This is a genomic window from Brevibacillus sp. BD137 (assembly GCF_041644655.1).
Lineage (GTDB): Bacteria > Bacillota > Bacilli > Brevibacillales > Brevibacillaceae > Brevibacillus > Brevibacillus brevis_D.
In genome coordinates this window covers 82,744-100,697 of the sequence record NZ_JAOTNO010000008.1, presented here as the reverse complement: position 1 = coordinate 100,697, position 17,954 = coordinate 82,744, and the positions used below count along the sequence as shown (strand labels likewise).

15 protein-coding genes and 1 riboswitch are annotated in these 17,954 nt (G+C 47.3%); of the genes, 14 read left to right on the top strand and 1 reads right to left on the bottom strand.

The features are described 5' to 3' along the window. Window positions 1–43 precede the first annotated feature (43 nt). The 14 genes from ODZ53_RS18275 (at window position 44) to ODZ53_RS18210 (ending at window position 16,170) form a co-directional block, all read left to right on the top strand. Window positions 44–1,099: an ABC transporter substrate-binding protein gene (locus tag ODZ53_RS18275; protein ID WP_015892665.1), complete on the top strand. Its 1,056-nt coding sequence runs from the start codon at window positions 44–46 to the stop codon at window positions 1,097–1,099. A gap of 150 nt (window positions 1,100–1,249) precedes the next feature. Then, window positions 1,250–2,725, top strand: coding sequence for a spore germination protein (locus ODZ53_RS18270; protein WP_372678922.1), 1,476 nt, complete (start codon window positions 1,250–1,252; stop codon window positions 2,723–2,725). 17 nt (window positions 2,726–2,742) lie between these two features. Further along, window positions 2,743–3,852, top strand: a complete 1,110-nt coding sequence (locus ODZ53_RS18265; RefSeq protein ID WP_372678920.1) for a GerAB/ArcD/ProY family transporter — start codon at window positions 2,743–2,745, stop codon at window positions 3,850–3,852. Then, entirely contained in the window at window positions 3,849–4,952 is a 1,104-nt protein-coding gene (locus ODZ53_RS18260; protein ID WP_372678918.1) for a Ger(x)C family spore germination protein, read from the top strand. Before ODZ53_RS18265 ends, ODZ53_RS18260 begins: the two co-directional genes overlap by 4 nt. A 90-nt stretch (window positions 4,953–5,042) precedes the next feature. Further along, complete coding sequence (locus tag ODZ53_RS18255; protein WP_372678916.1) at window positions 5,043–5,282, top strand: alpha/beta fold hydrolase; 240 nt, start codon at window positions 5,043–5,045, stop codon at window positions 5,280–5,282. A gap of 152 nt (window positions 5,283–5,434) precedes the next feature. After that, window positions 5,435–6,721 (top strand): copper resistance CopC/CopD family protein, encoded by a 1,287-nt coding sequence (locus tag ODZ53_RS18250; protein ID WP_372678914.1) that lies wholly within the window; start codon window positions 5,435–5,437, stop codon window positions 6,719–6,721. Between the two features lie 14 nt (window positions 6,722–6,735). Then, the gene (locus ODZ53_RS18245) at window positions 6,736–7,359 is read left to right on the top strand and encodes a YcnI family copper-binding membrane protein (RefSeq protein WP_372678912.1); all 624 of its coding nucleotides are present in this window, start codon (window positions 6,736–6,738) and stop codon (window positions 7,357–7,359) included. Window positions 7,360–7,635: 276 nt separating this feature from the next. After that, window positions 7,636–8,877: an MFS transporter gene (locus tag ODZ53_RS18240; protein ID WP_372678910.1), complete on the top strand. Its 1,242-nt coding sequence runs from the start codon at window positions 7,636–7,638 to the stop codon at window positions 8,875–8,877. Window positions 8,878–9,046: 169 nt separating this feature from the next. After that, window positions 9,047–9,268 (top strand): WYL domain-containing protein, encoded by a 222-nt coding sequence (locus tag ODZ53_RS18235; RefSeq protein WP_372678908.1) that lies wholly within the window; start codon window positions 9,047–9,049, stop codon window positions 9,266–9,268. A gap of 97 nt (window positions 9,269–9,365) precedes the next feature. After that, window positions 9,366–9,614, top strand: coding sequence for a hypothetical protein (locus ODZ53_RS18230; RefSeq protein ID WP_064201031.1), 249 nt, complete (start codon window positions 9,366–9,368; stop codon window positions 9,612–9,614). Between the two features lie 244 nt (window positions 9,615–9,858). Beyond that, a complete protein-coding gene (gene rsgA, locus ODZ53_RS18225) occupies window positions 9,859–10,944 on the top strand; it encodes a ribosome small subunit-dependent GTPase A (protein WP_041749572.1) in 1,086 nt (361 codons plus the stop codon). Between the two features lie 132 nt (window positions 10,945–11,076). Further along, a riboswitch (purine riboswitch) is annotated at window positions 11,077–11,178 on the top strand. Between the two features lie 230 nt (window positions 11,179–11,408). Beyond that, window positions 11,409–11,999: a xanthine phosphoribosyltransferase gene (locus ODZ53_RS18220; protein ID WP_015892653.1), complete on the top strand. Its 591-nt coding sequence runs from the start codon at window positions 11,409–11,411 to the stop codon at window positions 11,997–11,999. Window positions 12,000–12,031: 32 nt separating this feature from the next. Then, entirely contained in the window at window positions 12,032–13,342 is a 1,311-nt protein-coding gene (locus ODZ53_RS18215; protein WP_372678905.1) for a nucleobase:cation symporter-2 family protein, read from the top strand. Between the two features lie 1,724 nt (window positions 13,343–15,066). Further along, on the top strand, window positions 15,067–16,170 hold the full coding sequence (locus ODZ53_RS18210) for a chymotrypsin family serine protease (protein ID WP_372678903.1): 1,104 nt from the start codon (window positions 15,067–15,069) through the stop codon (window positions 16,168–16,170). A gap of 5 nt (window positions 16,171–16,175) precedes the next feature. Here the strand turns inward: ODZ53_RS18210 and ODZ53_RS18205 are convergent, their stop codons facing one another. Continuing rightward, entirely contained in the window at window positions 16,176–17,897 is a 1,722-nt protein-coding gene (locus ODZ53_RS18205) for a protoglobin domain-containing protein (RefSeq protein ID WP_372678901.1), read from the bottom strand. Window positions 17,898–17,954: the final 57 nt, after the last annotated feature.

Sequence of the window (17,954 nt, the reverse complement as noted above, 5' to 3'; positions counted from 1 at the left end):
CATAAGGCAATCCCATAACTGATTTGGAGGTTGAGAGGAAAAAATGAAACGTTTCAAGTCCTTGATGATCGGCGCTCTGACCGCCGTACTTGCGGTGACTGCTGTAGGCTGCTCATCGTCATCTGAGCAAGAGCAACAAGTATTGAATATTTACAGCTGGGCAGACAACTTTGACCCAGACGTCATCAAAGGTTTTGAGCAAAAATTCAACGTGAAGGTCAACTATGATGTATACGGCAGCAACGAAGAAATGCTGGCAAAAATTCAAGCAGGTGCATCTGGCTACGACCTGATCCAACCTTCCGACTACATGGTAGGTACCATGATTCAGCTGGGTCTTCTGGAAGAACTGAACAAAGCGAACATCCCGAACATGGGCAATATCGTGTCTACGTTCAAGACACCTCCTTTTGACAAAGAAAACAAGTATTCACTCGTATATACATGGGGAATTACCGGGATTGCTTACAACAAGAAATATGTAAAAGAAACCCCGACAAGCTGGAATGATCTGTGGAACGAAGCTTACAAGGGCCGTGTCATCATGCTGAATGACCCTCGTGAGGTTATGGGAATGGCACTGATCAAAAATGGCTTCTCCAATAGTACGACGAACAAAGAGGAACTGGAAAAGTCCTTTGCTGATTTGAAAAAAGTCGTACCGAATGTTGTTGCTTTTGATACAGACAACATCAAGCAAAAGATGATTGCGGAAGAAGCATGGATCGGAACGGTTTGGTCCGGTGACGCGGCTTTCATTCACGCACAAAATCCAGATGTAGAGTACGTCATTCCGAAAGAGGGCGCAACGATCTGGGCAGACACGATGGCAATTCCAAAGGGTGCTAAGAACAAGGAAATGGCTGAGAAGTTCATCAACTACCTGATGGACCCAGAGGTCAGTGTGAAAAACTACGAGTCTATCGGTTACAGTAACCCGAACGAAAAAGCATACCCACTGCACAGTGAAGAATACCGTGCCAACAAGATGGTCTTCCTGGATACAGCAGACATTGCCCGTGCGGAGTGGCTGGTGGATGTAGGAGAAACCTTGCAGCAATACGACCGCTACTGGACTGAAATGAAGAGCGGCAGATAAATAGTGGTGAACGAACCGAGATGGAGCATTTCCGTCTCGGTTTTTTTGTTTTTATTTTGTCCGGGAGCCTACTCTTCGGCTTGAAAGGGGAATAGAGCGAGGGCATTGGAAAAATAATAAGGGGACACCATATATTGGGGTAGACATAAGATGACAACCAACATGATTCCTGAATCCGTTAGCGAGACACGAGAAAAATTATGGGATCACATGCGAAATCCGCGAATGGTGTTTCGTACCCTTTCTTGTGGAACCAATAGCTTGTTACTAGCCTATCTTCCTTATCTAGTGGATACGGTCATTCTCCAGCAGGTTTTGCTTCCCTATTTCGAAAAGTTACCTGACGAAAACATCGATCCTGAGACGATTTTGGGGAATGTTCCTATTGCTCATTTCACCAAAACCATGGATTACAGACAAGTCAGCGATCATCTCGTGAGGGGATGGATTTACCTTCAAATAGAAGGAATGGCGTGCGGGCTTCTTCTCTACGTAGCAAGAATGCCGAGTCGTTCTTTGGGAGAGGCTCAGGTCGAAACGCAGATTTTCGGTCCCCAGGTTGCTTTTACCGAAGCATTGGAAACCAACTTAGGAGTCCTACAGGGATATTTGTCGACTGATATGCTGACCAACGTATCCATTACGATTGGGAAACGTAGCAGGACGAATGTGGAAGTATGTTACATGGAGGAGCTGGCTGCTCCTGAAAATGTTCAAACCGTCATTCAGCGTTTACGCGATCTAGATATAGACGGCGTGATTGACAGTGGAAAATTGGTTCAACTGATTGATGACAATACGTTCTCTATTTTTCCGCAGTTAATCCTAACCGAACGACCTGATCATGTAAGTGAAGCCCTGTTGGAAGGAAAGGTTGCCGTGTTTGTGGAGGGGAGCCCGTTTGCTATCGTCGGTCCCAGTTCCTTCGTGGACTTTTTTAAGTCCAATGAAGATCTTTATATCCGGTGGCAAATGGCTTCCTTCATTCGATTGTTACGTTTCTCGGCCCTTTTTGTCTCTTTGTTTTTTACTGCTACTTATGTGGCTGCACTTACGTTCCATTATGAAATGATTCCATCTGCTCTCCTTGTATCGCTCGTAAAGTCTCGTTCCAAGGTACCTTTTCCCCCCTTGTTTGAAGCTTTGCTGCTTGAGATGATTATTGAATTCTTGCGGGAGGCTGGAGCGAGACTTCCTTTTAAAGTTGGGCAAACGATAGGGATTGTTGGCGGTATCGTAATTGGACAGGCAGCGGTTGCAGCAGGTTTTACCAGTAACATATTGATCATGATTGTGGCACTCAGTGCACTAGCTTCCTTTACTTTTCCTTCCTACATGATGAGTACGGCAGTCCGAATCCTCCGCTTTCCGATTATCGTGTTAGCTGGGATATGGGGAGGTTTTGGTATTATGCTTGGCGCGTCTTTTCTCTTGATACACATCCTGCGTCAATCAAGTCTGGGTCGTCCGTTTTTTCTTCCCTTTTTTCCTTTGCGCTTGCAGGATATTAAAAACAGTCTGATCAGGTTCCCTTTTTACTCTCTCGGCAAGCGTCCGGCTATGACACGTTCTCCTGACGATACCCGTGTGCCTGATGAGGCCGGGAAAAAAAGACCAGTTCAGTAGTTAGGTGTTGAATGTGAATGTCAATGTCACGGTCCACTTTTCGTCGGAATACCCATATGGCTATCAGCGTATCGCTTGCGCTATTTATGGTCCATAGCAATCAGGTTGGAATCGGCATAGCGGGTGTCCAACGCTTTATTTATGATAGGGTGCAGCAAGACGCTTGGATTTCGGTCATAATAGCAGGCATTATGACCCATATAGCAGCGTGGTTCATGCTAAAAATCTTAGCGAAATACAAGGACATGGATTTGTATGACATTCATCAAACTGTATTTGGAAAATGGCCTGCACGTGTTCTTAATTTCATCTTTATCGTATATATCATGGGCTCTGCCTTAACGATCTTGAGAGGGTACATCGAGATCATTCAGTCATGGATGTTTCCAGGAGTGCCTTCCTGGATATTAAATGCCTCCTTGCTTTGCCTGGCCATTTATGGAGTGACGGGTGGCATTCGGGTGCTGGCTGGCATTAGCTTTTTTTCTGTCGGGTTGACGGTCTGGCAGTTACTGCTCTTGGTTTATCCCATGCAATACGCCGATTTTCATTTATTGCAGCCAGTCTTTCATCATGATCTTGTAGAGCTTATGGACGGTGCGAAGAAGATGTCTTTTTCCATCATCGGATTTGAGATTATTTTGTTCATCTATCCGTTTGTGAAGGAAAAGGAAATGCTACCGCGATATGTACATGGTGGCCTGTTTATGACCACCTTCTTGTATGTGGCAGTCATGCTGGTTACACTCTTGTACTTTCAAGGGGAGCAGCTTCAGCATCTTATCTGGGCAACGCTAATGATGATGAAAATTGTAGAGTTTCCGTTTTTGGAGCGTTTTGAGTTTGTGTCTATCTCACTGTGGATGCTTATCATGCTGGATAATTTGCTGATGAACCTGTGGGTAGCCATGCGGGGGGTTCACCATATTAGTGGGGTCAAGGAGAGAATGGCCCTTCTCGGGATTGTTGGTGTCATGTTTTTTGCTAGCAATTTTTTGGAAACACGCCAGTCGATTAATTTCATCACGGATATTTTCGGTGCAGTAGGTTTCTATATCATTTTTATTTATCCCATCGTGCTTTATGTAGTGATTCGGCTGTTTCGGAAGGGTGCGGTCCGGACATGAAAAGGTTACGGTTGCTTGTTTACTACTTAGCAGTGGTCGTGTTATTGAACGGCTGTGGGGAGCAGCACGTATTAGAAAAATTGGGACTGGCAGTTGCAGTGGGGTACGATCTTAGTAAAGACGGAAAGCTATTGGGTACCACGGTATTTTATCAAATTGACCCGGAGGCACGTGAGTTGGTCACCGTCATTTCTGGCACAGCGCATACGAGCAAGGGACTTACCGTTTCACAGAACAGGGAGTCTTCCAAAAAAATTGTAGGAGGTCAAATTCGCGTCGTGGTCTACCACGATGAGTTAGCGCGTAAAGGAATCCTGTCTCTTGTGGAAAACTTAACGCGTGATGCCTCCATCGGAAGCAATGTCTATTTAACGGTAGCCAAAGGAAGAGCGTATGATATTTTGACACATCGCTATCCTGAGAACAGCAACATTGGAATTTACCTCTATCAAGCCATACGGCAGAACGTCGAAGGAGAGAATATGATCTCCTCGAAACTTCATGAGTTCATGAAAGATTATTATGCAATCGGGAAAGATCCTGTGATGCCTTATATCGAAAGAGTAGGGAATGAATTGCATATTAATCAAATTGGTTTATTTCGAGATCAAAAACTGGTGGCAGAGATTACATCAAGGGAGGGATTTTTCCTCAAGATATTACGGGAGCGTTACAATAAGGGGGAGTTGGAAATAAACATCTCCCTCGATAAAAAGCGTCTTTTTACTGTCATTGAACATATCTCAAGCAAAAAGCAAATAAAAGTGTTGGATTTGGAGAAACCAAGATTTTCTGTGAAAGTCAATATGACAGCGCAGATTCAGGAAATGGCTGAAAAAATCGATTTATCCAAGCCTGAGCAGTTGAAAAAGGTACAAAAAGCAATCGAGCTGGCGGTTAAAAAAGAGACGGAGCATTTACTGGAAAAGTTTAGAAAGCAAGATGTAGACCCTGTAGGATTTGGGGAAATCTACAATATAGCCAGTCAAAGAAGTGGGAAAAAGAAAATGAATAAAGATGAATGGCGGGAAATCATGAAAAGGGCGAAATTTGATGTAGATATCGAGATCAAGATTTTACGTACAGGCGTCATTGGGTAGTTCGCTTTGATATCCGCGGGTTCGGTAAAACACTAGCGACTGACCTTCCTTTTACCTTGTACGATGATGTGAAAGCGGTTCTGCAAGGGCTTGGTATCGAAAAAGCGCATCGAGCGCTTGGAAGAAATCAAAGCCCCGACACTCGTTATTGCAGGAGGGCGGGATTATCCTGATTTTCTACAGATCGCCGATGTGTTAGGTGAGCGGATTACAGGCGCAAAAAAAGTCATCCTGCCTGATTCAGCGCATATCCCACCGATGGATCAACCAGAGGTATTCAACAAGCTTGTTCTGGAATTTCTCGCACAAAACATTGTAAAATCATCCTAATACAGTTTGAAAAGGCACGGATCGGACAGAATTTCCGTTCATGCCTTTTTTTGTTTTCAACACTTTGCCACAACAGATAGCCCGATGGAGCCATATAGATTCTCGTACTAATCTGATAGGATTAAGGACGAAATAAGGAAGCAGGTGACAGGGTGACATACAACATCAGACAATATACGGTTGTGTTTTTGCTCGCCTTCTTACTTGTACTGACAACGGGTATGACAACTGCTTACGCCCATGCTGGCTTGATGAGCAGCTCCCCACAAAATGGTGAGGTACTGAAGGCGAATCCAGGACAAATATCTGCGCGGTTTACCGAAACATTGGAGCCTGATCTTGTTAACGTGCGTTTATTTGATTGGAATGGCAAGGAAATAAAACTGGAGCGGCCGACATTGCAGCCGGGTGATGCCGCGCAGTTGAATGCGAATTTGCCGAGCGATTTGGCTGAGGGGACGTACTCGGTTATCGTGACGGTCGTTTCCGAGGACGGACATCCGATCTCAGAGAAGCTCACGTTTTCGATCGGACAAAAAAGTGCAGTCGTGGTTCCGCCCAATGAGCAAAAAGCAGATTCAAGCTACTTGATCATGTACCGCTATTTGGCGCAAGGAATTATTCTCGTCGGTGGCGGCTTGTACCTGGTAGCGTGGGCAGCACAGCGTCATGGTTTGCCTTCGCTTGCCCAGCTCATCGGGATTGGCAGACAAATCGGATGGAGTTTGGCGATCATCGGACTTATATTTTTGTGGTTCCTGTATGACGAATCGTTAACCACTGTATCACTCACGCAAGCACTGTGGCAGATGGACGGGAACTTGCTCAGTCAGTCTCCATTTGCGATCATGCTGCTGGTGTCCTTTGCGCTATTGTTATTGATTGCGATCCCCAATATGGTGTCTGGCTGGTATGTGGGAATTTGGGTTCTATTGATCAGCGCGCAAGCTTTTGGTGGTCATGCATGGGGCATTGCTCCTGTCTGGCTGTCCATTTTGCTGAGACTGTTGCATGTTTTGACGGTCGCCGTGTGGATGGGGGCACTTGTCTACTTGTTACTTTCAGTTAAAGCGGTTGAACGAGGACAGGAGTCGTTCAAGAAGTTCTTTTTGCAGACAGTTGCGGTGGCGGCAGTGCTTGCCGTCGTGACGGGCGTTGTCATGCTCATCGTACAGACGGATGTCATGAATATTATCCAGAGTGCAACAGCCTGGAGCTATCTGTTATACGGAAAAATAGCAAGTGTCTGCCTCATGCTTCTTCTGGCCTTTAGGCAAACCAGACGCTGGCGGACGAAAAATTCGTTGAAGCCCGCTTACTTGCGTTGGGAGATTGTATTCGGGATTATCGCTATTCTGGCCGGACTTTGGATGAGCCAAATCAACTACCCGACTGCGAAGACAAATAATCAAGCCGTGATTCAAACAGATTCAAACTAGGGAGGATTTATAAGATGAAAATGAAAAAATGGATGAGTAGTGTACTGGTAGCAGGTGCAGTTTTGACGTTGGCGACAGCAGCACAAGCACATGTGAACGTCTATCCGAAAGAGACTACTACAGGCTCCTATGAAAAATACACCGTACGTGTTCCAGTAGAAAAAGACGTCAACACGACAAAAGTGAAGGTGGAATTCCCGGCTGGTGTGAAGGTAAACTCCGTGCAACCGATTCCGGGCTGGTCCTACGAGTTCGAGAAAGATAAAGACGGTGTGAACACAGCACTTGTGTGGACAGCCACAGAAGGCGGAATCAAGGCGCATGAGTTCCAAGAGTTCACGTTTGTCGGGGCAAACCCAAAAGAAGAGGGCCAATTGGCTTGGAAGGCTTATCAGACCTATGCAAATGGCGAGGTTGTGGAATGGACAGGGGACAAGGATTCCAACACGCCAGCGTCTGTCACTACCATTAAGGCTGGTGTAGGCGAAGCAGGGCATGAGCATGGACAAGAACAAAAGCCGACAACCGCTCCTGCTGGGGAATCGGCTGGTGCAGGCAGCAACAATACCTTGCCCTTGGTACTTTCTGGTTTGGCGTTGCTGATCTCCATCGTTGGCTTGTTTAGAAAAAAAGCGTAAGTACTTCCTAATGAAGCTGTGCAGTGTGTCCAATCATACTGCACGGCTTTTTCCATTGTGTGGAAATTAAAAACATTCTATAATAGCTGTAATTACTTTCGGAGGTGTATATCACATGTTAAAAACACTATTCAGAGCAAGCAAGTACACGGAAGGAAAAATACGAACGGCAGCATGACGCGGACGCATTTTGCACAGTAGAGGATTGTAGAGGTACGATCAGTATGTGAAAAACGGAATGCGTCATCTGCCTAAAAAAAGGTGGATACTGCTTCCATGTTCATGAATGCGACAAAAGTATATATGACCAAAAGTTTTTTGACTTCTCTGGCCAATACGACCATGTTCACAACCTATGCGATTTACTACATTGTGACACTGGGCTTTAACCCGTTTGAATTGCTAGTGATCGGGACGGTATTGGAGTTATCCGTGTTGGTGCTTGAAGGGATAACAGGAGTAGTGGCGGATACGTACGGTCGCCGTCGCTCCGTCATTCTCGGGATGTTTTTTCTGGGAATCGGATTTGCGATGCAGGGGATCGTTCCCGCGCTTGATGTTTGGGTACCGATGATTTCTGTCTTCGGTTTGGTGCTGTTTTCGCAAGTCGTCAGTGGTCTTGGGTATACGTTTATCAGTGGAGCGGATACTGCATGGATTGTAGATGAGGTCGGGGAAGAGAAGATCGGTACGATTTTCATGAAGGCCAAGCGCTACTCCTTGTTTGGGAATCTGCTCGGGATTGCACTTAGTGTGGCATTGGCAACACTCGCTCCCAATTTGCCTTACCTCATAGGTGGCCTCATGTATCTGGGGCTTGGCGTTTTTCTGATTCTGTTCATGAAGGAGACCGGATTTATTCCCCGTGAACGTGAGCAAGATGCTTCCCACGTGAAGGAAATGATTCAGACGTGGACTTCGGGTGCCAAAGTGATTCGCAGTCAGCCGATTCTCATGCTGATCTTGTTCGTGACGCTATTTACGGGTGCAGCCTCAGAAGGGTATGACCGTTTGTGGGAAGCGCATTTGATCGCAGAAATTGGTTTTCCAGAGCTCGCTGCTATTTCGATGCCCATGTGGTTCGGGATCATTGCCGCACTCGCAAGCTTGCTCGGCCTCATCGTAGTAGGCGTTGTGGAAAAAAGGCTGGATGTGAACAATGAGCGGGTTGTCCTTGTAGGCATGTTCACGTTGACGGGGCTCAAAATTGCAGCAATGATAGCTTTTGCCTTTTCTCCTAGCTTTAGCTGGGCATTAGTTGCATTGCTGTTGATCGGTGTGATCCAGTCATTGAGCAGTCCGCTGTATGATACGTGGCTGAATTTAAACATTGAAAGCAAGGTGCGAGCGACGGTTTTGTCGATGATGGGCCAGTCCAATGCTTTGGGACAAACGGCAGGTGGTCCTGCTGTCGGATGGATTGGGACGCGTTTTTCGATTCGCGCTTCGCTCGTTGCAGCGGCTATCTTGTTGGCACCGATTCTGATTGTGTTCGGACGTGCGCTTAGGAGGCGCTGAGTCACATACACAGTGTAACAAGCATAAGGCATGTGTCCATTTTTTAGGGCGCATGCTTTTTTGTTGAGGCAATCGTTGGTTTTTGTAATCAAAACTTGCGAACAAACGTTCTCTTTTGATATGATGATCTCAACAACAAGAAGACACATTTTGTGGTGGTGAGAGCCTGATGATTCAGGAGTTGAGAAGGTACGCAGCGAGGCAGCAAGCAGTGGAGATCATCTATTTGAAGAAGGATGGGGAGGCTAGCAGGCGTACGATTCGTGTGGTTCATATCGATGAGAACAAAGGGAGCTTGAAAGCATACTGTTATAGGAGGAAGGCGTATCGTGTATTTGTGTTGGAAAACATTTTGGCGATCGCACCTGTGTCAGGGTATTTTGCCGGATGAAAAGGAATCATCCTCCAAGCCCCCAGCCTATTCCAGCCATACTATGTTATACTAAATAGGTAAACAACTTCAAAAAAGAGGAAGGGCGGGGACAACAATGGAGTTCTTCATTGTCATTGTCATCATGTTCTTGATCGTAGTGTTTGTCTTAGCGTCCAAAGCTGCAAAAGGCGGAAGTGGGCGCTCTCATTCCTCTTCAGACAGCGGGGGCGGAGCCTTTTATGTAGACAGCTCTCACAATCACCATCATCGAAGTCATGATTCAAATGATCGTTGGGATAGCTATGACAGCGGAAGCGATAGCGGTGGTGGCGGAGATAGTGGAGGCGGCGGCGGGGGAGATTGACGCTGTTGCATTTTGTTTCATTATGGTACAATAATTGGGAAATATGATTCCAAACCTGAATGGTAGGTTTGCTAAAGGAGAGATGTTTTTATGGTAGTCATCAAATTTGTTCAGAGTGTCGTAGTCGGGGTCACGGGAATCCTCCTTTCAAGCGAACAGTAATATCGTTCACCAAATGAGGATTCGACTGTGACTGGTTCTGGCTGATAGCCATATATCTAACCAATTGCAGGGGGAATCCGCAGTGAATCAAACAACCAATCAACAAGTATTGCAATCTATGGGCTGGAATGAGTATTTTGCTAATCATTTTACCCCTTATGCTGAGCAAGGCTTCAGTGTGGGACGTATCACACTTGAACATAAACGTATTTATCGCCTGTGGAGTGAGCATGGCGAGCTCCTAGGCGAGGTAACAGGTAAGCTTCGTTATGAGGCAACCGGACGAGAAGATTTTCCGGCTGTCGGGGACTGGGTAGTGATCAGTGCCCGCCCAGAGGAAAAGAAAGCCTCGATCCACGGACTTCTTCCACGTAAGAGCAAGTTTTCCCGCAAGGTAGCTGGGGATACAGTGGAAGAGCAGATTGTGGCTGCGAACGTCGATACGGTTTTCCTCGTGAATTCCTTAAATAATGATTTAAATCTGCGCAGGATTGAACGCTATCTCATTCTTGCGTGGGAAAGTGGAGCAAATCCGGTGATTGTGCTATCCAAAGCAGATTTGTGTGACGATCTGGATGCATGTATGGCAGAGATAGAATCAATCGCGATCGGAGTACCTGTTCACGTAGTCAGTGCTGAGCAGGGAGAAGGACTGGATCAGCTCGCACCGTATTTGGGCGAGGGCCAGACGATTGCCTTGATGGGTTCCTCTGGTGTTGGCAAATCCACGTTGATCAATAAATTGAGCGGAGCGGAGATGCAAAAAGTCAGTGGCGTGCGTGAAGGTGATGACCGTGGCCGCCATACGACGACTCATCGTGAACTGTTCCGATTGCCGAGTGGTGCTCTCATGATCGATACACCGGGTATGAGGGAACTCCAGCTCTGGGAGGCAGATGAGGGCTTCCGCGGTGCCTTTGACGATATCGAGTCCATTGCGGAAACATGCCGTTTCAATGATTGCAAGCATATGCGCGAGCCCGGCTGTGCTGTTCAAGCTGCCATCAATGATGGATCATTGGAAAAGGCACGCTTTGACAGTTACCTAAAGCTCCAACGCGAATTGGCACATCTGGCACGCAAAGAAGACGCAAGGCTTGCTGCTGCTGAAAGGGATAAATGGAAGAAGCTCAACGTTCAAATGCGGGAGAAAAAACCAAAGAGATAAGTACGTGAGCCCTTGAGAAATCAGGGCTCTTTCCTTTAATTGGGCAAGTAAGCGCTTCCTTTTTCTTTCAAAAATTAACGCTTGCTACCAACGCGAGAGTTATGATAGATTTGGTCAATACTCGTTATTACACTTCGAAAAAGATAGGTAGCTCGTATAATTTTGGGAATAAGGCCCAACCGTTTCTACCAGGTGACCGTAAATCACCTGACTACGAGTGAAAGTGCGTCTAGGGTTCCGTCTCTTTCTTTCCTATTTCCATAATAGGGTTGAAAGAAAGCTGGTCCGAGCGGCGCAGGCACGAATGATGTGTCACACCTAAGGGATAAAAGCCCAGAGGGACAGTTTCACTTGGCGTTGGTTCGTTACGTAGCCCGCTTGTGACACTGTCCACTCTGGGCTTTCTATATTTCAGCAGGCCGCAAATAAAAATGGCCGGAACGATATCTGAGGAGGAAGAACTGATGAAAGAATTACAAGAGCGCATCGTACAGGATGGCAAGGTACTGTCGGCATCCGTTTTGAAGGTGGATGCGTTTTTGAACCACCAGGTAGATCCGCAATTGACGATGAAGATCGGACAACGCTTTGCCGAGTTGTTCGCTGGTGAAAACATTACAAAAGTCGTGACGATTGAGGCAAGTGGAATTCATTTTGCAATGGCAACTTCCTTTGCTTTAGGTGTTCCCTTTATTTATGCGAAAAAGAAAAAAGCTGTCACGCTGACAGAGGAAGTATATTCTGCTCCTGTTCATTCCTTTACCCGTCAGGAAACGTACCAAATCAGTGTTTCCCGTCAGTATCTGTCCAAAGAAGACCGCGTATTGATTGTCGATGACTTCTTGGCTACGGGAGCTGCTCTGGTAGGGCTTACTAATATTGTCAAAGATGCCGGTGCTCATCTCGTTGGAGTGGGCGCTGTTATTGAAAAAAGCTTCCAGGAGGGCCGCGGTCTCTTGGAGCAAGCTGGCGTACGAATCGAATCATTGGCACGTATTGAATCGATGTCACCAGAAGGCATTCATTTTATTGAAGAAGAGCCTGCTCGCGTATAATCAAAAAATCAATAGGAGGTAAGGGTTCACTCATGCTAGCCAAACATAAAATTGTTACTTTGGGCTTACAGCACATTCTTGCCATGTATGCAGGAGCCGTCGTCGTACCGTTGATTATCGGTGGTGCTTTGAATCTGACTCCTACGCAAATCGCTTATTTGATTGCTGCTGACCTTTTCACATGCGGAATCGCGACGCTCTTGCAAGTTCTTGGTACACGTTATACGGGGATTCGCCTTCCTGTTGTGCTAGGCTGTACGTTTACAGCAGTAGGACCGATCATTGCGATTGCTTCTACGAGTAATCTAGCGACCGCTTACGGTGCCATCATCATATCGGGTATATTCGTTGTCTTGGCAGCTCCACTGTTTGGCAAGCTGCTGCGCTTTTTCCCAACCGTGGTACAAGGTTCAGTTGTTACGATCATTGGACTGTCGCTCATTCCCGTTGCGATGAACAACGCGGCTGGCGGACAAGGCATGCCGGACTTTGGACAACCGCACAATTTGCTTTTGGCTTTAGGAACGTTGGTTATCATTTTGCTTATTAATCGTTTCTTTACCGGATTTATTCGTGCGATTTCTGTTCTACTCGGCTTGATTGTCGGTACGGCTGTCGCTTACACGATGGGGATGGTCAGCTTCGCGAATGTTGCAGAAGCCTCTTGGTTTAGCGTGGTTGAACCGTTTTACTTCGGTACACCACAGTTCAGTATTGTGGCCATTGTTACAATGATTCTCGTCAATATCATCAGTATGGCTGAGTCCACTGGTGTTTACTTTGCACTCGGTAAAGTGACCAATACAAAAGTGACGGATCAAGATGTTGTCAAAGGATTGCGCGGAGAAGGGGTCGCAATCGTACTGGGTGGCATTTTCAACGCATTCCCTTACACGGCTTTTTCGCAAAACGTCGGTTTGGTTTCCTTGACTGGCATTAAATCGCGCGATGTGATGATTGGTGCAGGTGGAATCCTGGTCGTTCTCGGATTACTGCCAAAGCTGGCTGCTTTGACAACGGTCATTCCTAACGCGGTATTGGGTGGAGCGATGATCGCTATGTTCGGGATGGTTGTTGCATCGGGTATCAATATTCTTTCGCAGGTAGACCTGAGCAAAAACGAAAATCTGCTGATCGCTGCTTGCAGTATCGCTGTTGGACTAGGCTCTGCTGCGGTTCCGACGATGTTTGATCAATTACCTACGTTAGCAAAAATGATGCTGCAAAATGGTATCGTGACAGGTTCTTTGACGGCAGTCATCTTGAATATCTTGCTTGTTCATACGAATAAAAAAGCATCTCAGACTACTCCGGCAAATGTAACTGTTTCGGAAGCGTCTTAACATCATCAGATAATGAACCGCCATTTTTTCCTGGTTAGACAGGAGGTGGCGGTTTTCTTTTATCGTGGCTGTGGTGGGGAGAAGAATATTTCCAGTCTAGGCTCCAGGCTCCGTCCTACTGGGGGCTGGGACTGCCCGCTACGAAGGGATTCACGGGGAAACGCAAAAGTGGTAGCCGCTTCGTAGCGCGAGCACGGTTGCGTTTCTTTTGCCCGCGAATCCCTTCTCCGCTCGGTAGGACTCCACAAGTCGCTACGTCTGGAAATATTCTTCTCTGTCGTAACTGCTCACATTTTTCAGCTTTCAAAGCATTAAAAATCGGATTACATGGAAAGCTCGTAGAGGAAACAGGAGAAAAAAGCGAAGATCTTAGGGACGCCGCCCAAGGCGCAATGAAAAAAAGAGAAACAAGCTCTTAGCGTCCACCTCTGAGATGCTTCCTGAATGGACCACTTTGGACGCGGGTTTCGCTTTTTTTCATGAAACCGGGCAGTCAATCCCCCAGCGGGTGGCCCTAGAATCTGAGCGTTTTCTCCTGTTTCCTCCCAGCACTACAGCAACAACTTGAGGTTCTTATGTATGTGGCTATGGTGGGGAGAAGAATATTTCCAGACTAGGCTCTAGGCTCCGTCCTGCTGGGGGCTGGGACTGTCCGCTCCGAAGGGATTCGCGGGGAAACGCAAAAGTGGTAGCCGCTGCGTCGCGTGGGCACGGTTGCGTTTCTGATGCCCGCGAATCCCTTCTCCGCTCGGTAGGACTCCACAAGTCGCTACGTCTGGAAATATTCTTCTCTGTCGTAACTGATCACATTCTTCCATCTTTTGAGGTATTAAAAAATCGGATCAATGGAAAGCTCGTAGAGGAAACAGGAGAAAAAAGCGAAGATCTTAGGGACACCGACCGAGGCGCAATGAAAAAAAGAGAAACAAGCTCTTAGCGTCCACCTCTGAGACACCCCCTGAATGGACCACTTTGGACGCGGGTTTCGCTTTTTTTCATGGAGCTGGGCAGTCAATCCCCCAGCGGGTGGCCCTAGAATCTGAGCGTTTTCTCCTGTTTCCTCCCAGCACTACAGCAACAACTTGAGGTTCTTATGTATGTGGCTGCGGTGGAGAGAAGATTATTTCCAGTCTAGGCTCCAGGCTCCGTCCTGCTGGGGGCTGAGACTGTCCACTCCGAAGGGATTCGCGGGGAAACGCAAAAGTGGTAGCCGCTACGTCGCATGGGCACGGTTGCGTTTCTTTTGCCCGCGAATCCCTTCTCCGCTTGGTCGGACTCCACAAGTCGCTACGTCTGGAAATATTCTTCTCTGTCGTAACTGACTACATTCTTCCATCTATTAAGGCTTTTAAAACCCGTTTAACATGGAAAGCTCGTAGAGGAAACAGGAGAAAAAAGCGAAGATCTTAGGGACGCCGACCGAGGCGCAATGAAAAAAAGAGAAACAAGCCCTTAGCGTCCACCTCTGAGATACCTCCTGAAAGGACCACTTTGGACGCGGGTTTCGCTTTTTTTCATGGAGCCGGGCAGTCAATCCCCCAGCGGGTGGCCCTAGAATCTGAGCGTTTTCTCCTGTTTCCTCCCCAGCACTACAGCTGGAATAACATGCTTTTTCAAATACGCAAAAAAGGCTTCCCCGCAATGACAAGCGTCCAACAGTGCTGGCCAAGTTTTACATACGATGACCATGTAAAACAAACTACCTCCAGAAAGGAAGAGGTGCCATGGCAACCTTTCAGGAAGCGCTCCTGGCCAAGAAGCATTTGGTCAAAAGGTGGAAGCGGATGCCGGGCGTAATTGGCATCGGGATTGGCTACGCAAACGGAAAAAACAAAAAAGGCGGCGCCTGTATTGTGATGTATACCGTCAATGCAAGTGCCGCCGTGAAGAAGAGCTGCCCGAGTTGCGTCCTTGTCAAAAGTCAGGTGGCGACAGCCCATGTATCCGTTCCTGTTCGAACCGTAACCTCTGGACCGTGCCATTGTCATCCTGCTGTACGTCCTTCTGCAACGAATTACCGCAGCAGAATCAGACCTGTGATCGCTGGATATAGCATCGGCTACCCAGGGGCGTCCGGAACGGCTGGGTTAATCGTTGCCCGAGGAGGCCAACGGTTTGTGTTGAGCAACAATCACGTCCTGAATCGTAACAATACGAGCGGCTATACCGAGACCATCCAGCCAGGTGGAGCTGACGGTGGTCGTTCGGGAAGAGATCGAATCGGACGCTTGTATCGGTATGTTCGACTTCGGAGAAATGCAGGTAATCGAATGGATGCAGCGCTTAGCATCCCTACTTCCAATCGACTCCTTGCCCCTCGTTATGCAACCGTGGGCAGAGTACCAGGCGTGATTCGCTCGTATGGTATCGGGCGCAGATTGAAAAAGGTGGGCCGTTCATCGGGGCTGACATGGGGAACGGTCGAATCGATCCACACCGATATTGATGTCAGTTACGGGAACTACGGAGGACTGGGGACCATTCGTTTTCAGAACCAGACGGTCATCAGAAGTACGGTTCCCATCTCCTTGCCGGGAGATTCCGGCTCTGTTTGGCTGACTGCGGGCAATTACGCGGCGGCTGTGAATTTTGCTGGTTCAGCCAATGGGAGGCTCTCCATTTCGTATCCGGTTGTCTGGGCATTGCAAGCGTTTGGCGTGGGGATAGCAAGAGCAACAGTGAGAACAGGCAGGTCAGTTGTCAAAGCAAAAAGGGTCAGGCGAACCGACACCCGTACTAGACCCCTATCTCCCGCAGAGTTAAACCGTGTCCAAACAAAAAAAGCTGCCTCCAAAAGGCAGCCGGGCAAGCGAAAGAAAAGTAGATAATAGCATTAGGATACTTCTTTGGCGAGCTGATCCAGTACGTTGAGAATGCGTTGTGAGATATCTTCTAGCGTATCAAACGTAGCTTCTGCTTCCTCTAGTTTTCCTTGCTTGACGAGGTGGTAAATCCGCCGAACCGTTTCGTGGAACTGGCGATGAGGCGCTTCTAATTGCTTGAAAGAAGGCAAGGTGCTCAAGGATGGATTGTTCAGGGCCTCGTCATACCAAATCCCCAAGCGGCATTGATGATGGTCCACGAGTTCTTTTTCATCAATGTGGTGATACCCCAGCATGAAGTTGTACAGCCACCATTTCCATAAGAGATGGTCGGTTTTGACGATTCGCAAGTAATGCTTGGTCTTAAATTGGCTCGTTTGTGTGATGCTCAGCTTGTGTAGGCTGTTAATGCCAGCCCCCACATTATAGACGTTTTTACCTACATTCGAGACGTGCGAAGAGACCTGCTCCATATTCGTCAGGACTTGCGATATGCGCATGGAAATGTCATCTGTGGCAGCAGACTGCTCTTGTGCCAATGCGGCGATGTGTCCGGTGGAATGCCCGACAGTCTCAATATTTTGCACAATATCTCCTAATATCCCAATGGCATCGCGTGTCTGAATCACTTTATCGTTAAAATGGTCGCTCATGAGAGTGGCCGTTTCTTTTACCTGGACAGCTTCATTCTGAACATTGTTGATTGTGGCAGTAATGCTTTGAACGGATTGCTTGGTCTGCTCGGCGAGCTTTCGTACTTCATCTGCCACGATAGCAAAGCCTCGCCCGTGTTCGTTGGCACGCGCTGCCTCAATCGACGCATTCAATGCAAGAAGATTGGTTTGATCGGCAATATTGCGGATGACTTGGACGACCTGAGAAACTTCTGCAATGGATGTCATTAATTGCGAAGTTTTTGCTTGCATCTCTTGGAATTCATCTGCCATGGAAAGAAAGCTGGTTAATGAATCTTGGATAATATCCTTGCCCATTGTCGCTTGCTCGATTGTCGTGGAAGCACTCTCTGCGACAGAGACGGCTGATTGAGCCACTTTTTGCACAGATTCGCTTAGCTGCTCAGCAGCAGACCCCACATTGCCAGCTTCCTCAGTCGTATCCTCAAGCGTGTCCAGCACATGCTTGAATTTATCGATCTGAATCACTAATTCCAGAACTTCGCCCAGGCGATCAATGACTTTGTAATCATTGTCCTCCTGATACGATTGGAGGACGATTTGCGAATCAAGCGTGATGATCTTCATGAGCGCCAACAGGACAGAAGATAATTCCTGGGGACGTTTCGAATAGGTATTGACGATAGCGGGAATCAAATATTCATAAACCCGCAAGTAAGAGCCTGTATACCATTCTGGCGCAAGTCCAATTTTGCTATGGACCTCTCCGATTTTCTTACGCCCGGCTACATAGGCATCGTCTAGCTTGGCGTGTGGAAGCGATTGCAAATAGTGACGAAAGGATACGGCCAATCGATCAACCGTCGTATGCGTTTCGATGATCTGCATAAGATGGGAGTATTGATGAAGCATGTGGTAATGACGCTCTGTAATGGCCTCTAGGTGTTCTGTTAGGAGTGGTTCAATTTGTTTCAGCCGATCAAGGTCTGTTTGATTCATTTGCAAAAAATGAATTTTCCCCGTTAGCTGATCGGACATTTGGACATCGCTTTTTTGAATTGAGGCGGTAACGGTTTGGGCGCCACGCTTACCAAACATAAAATCCCTCCATAATGTTTACGAAAAGCGGGCCTATTCATAAGGGAATAGGCCATA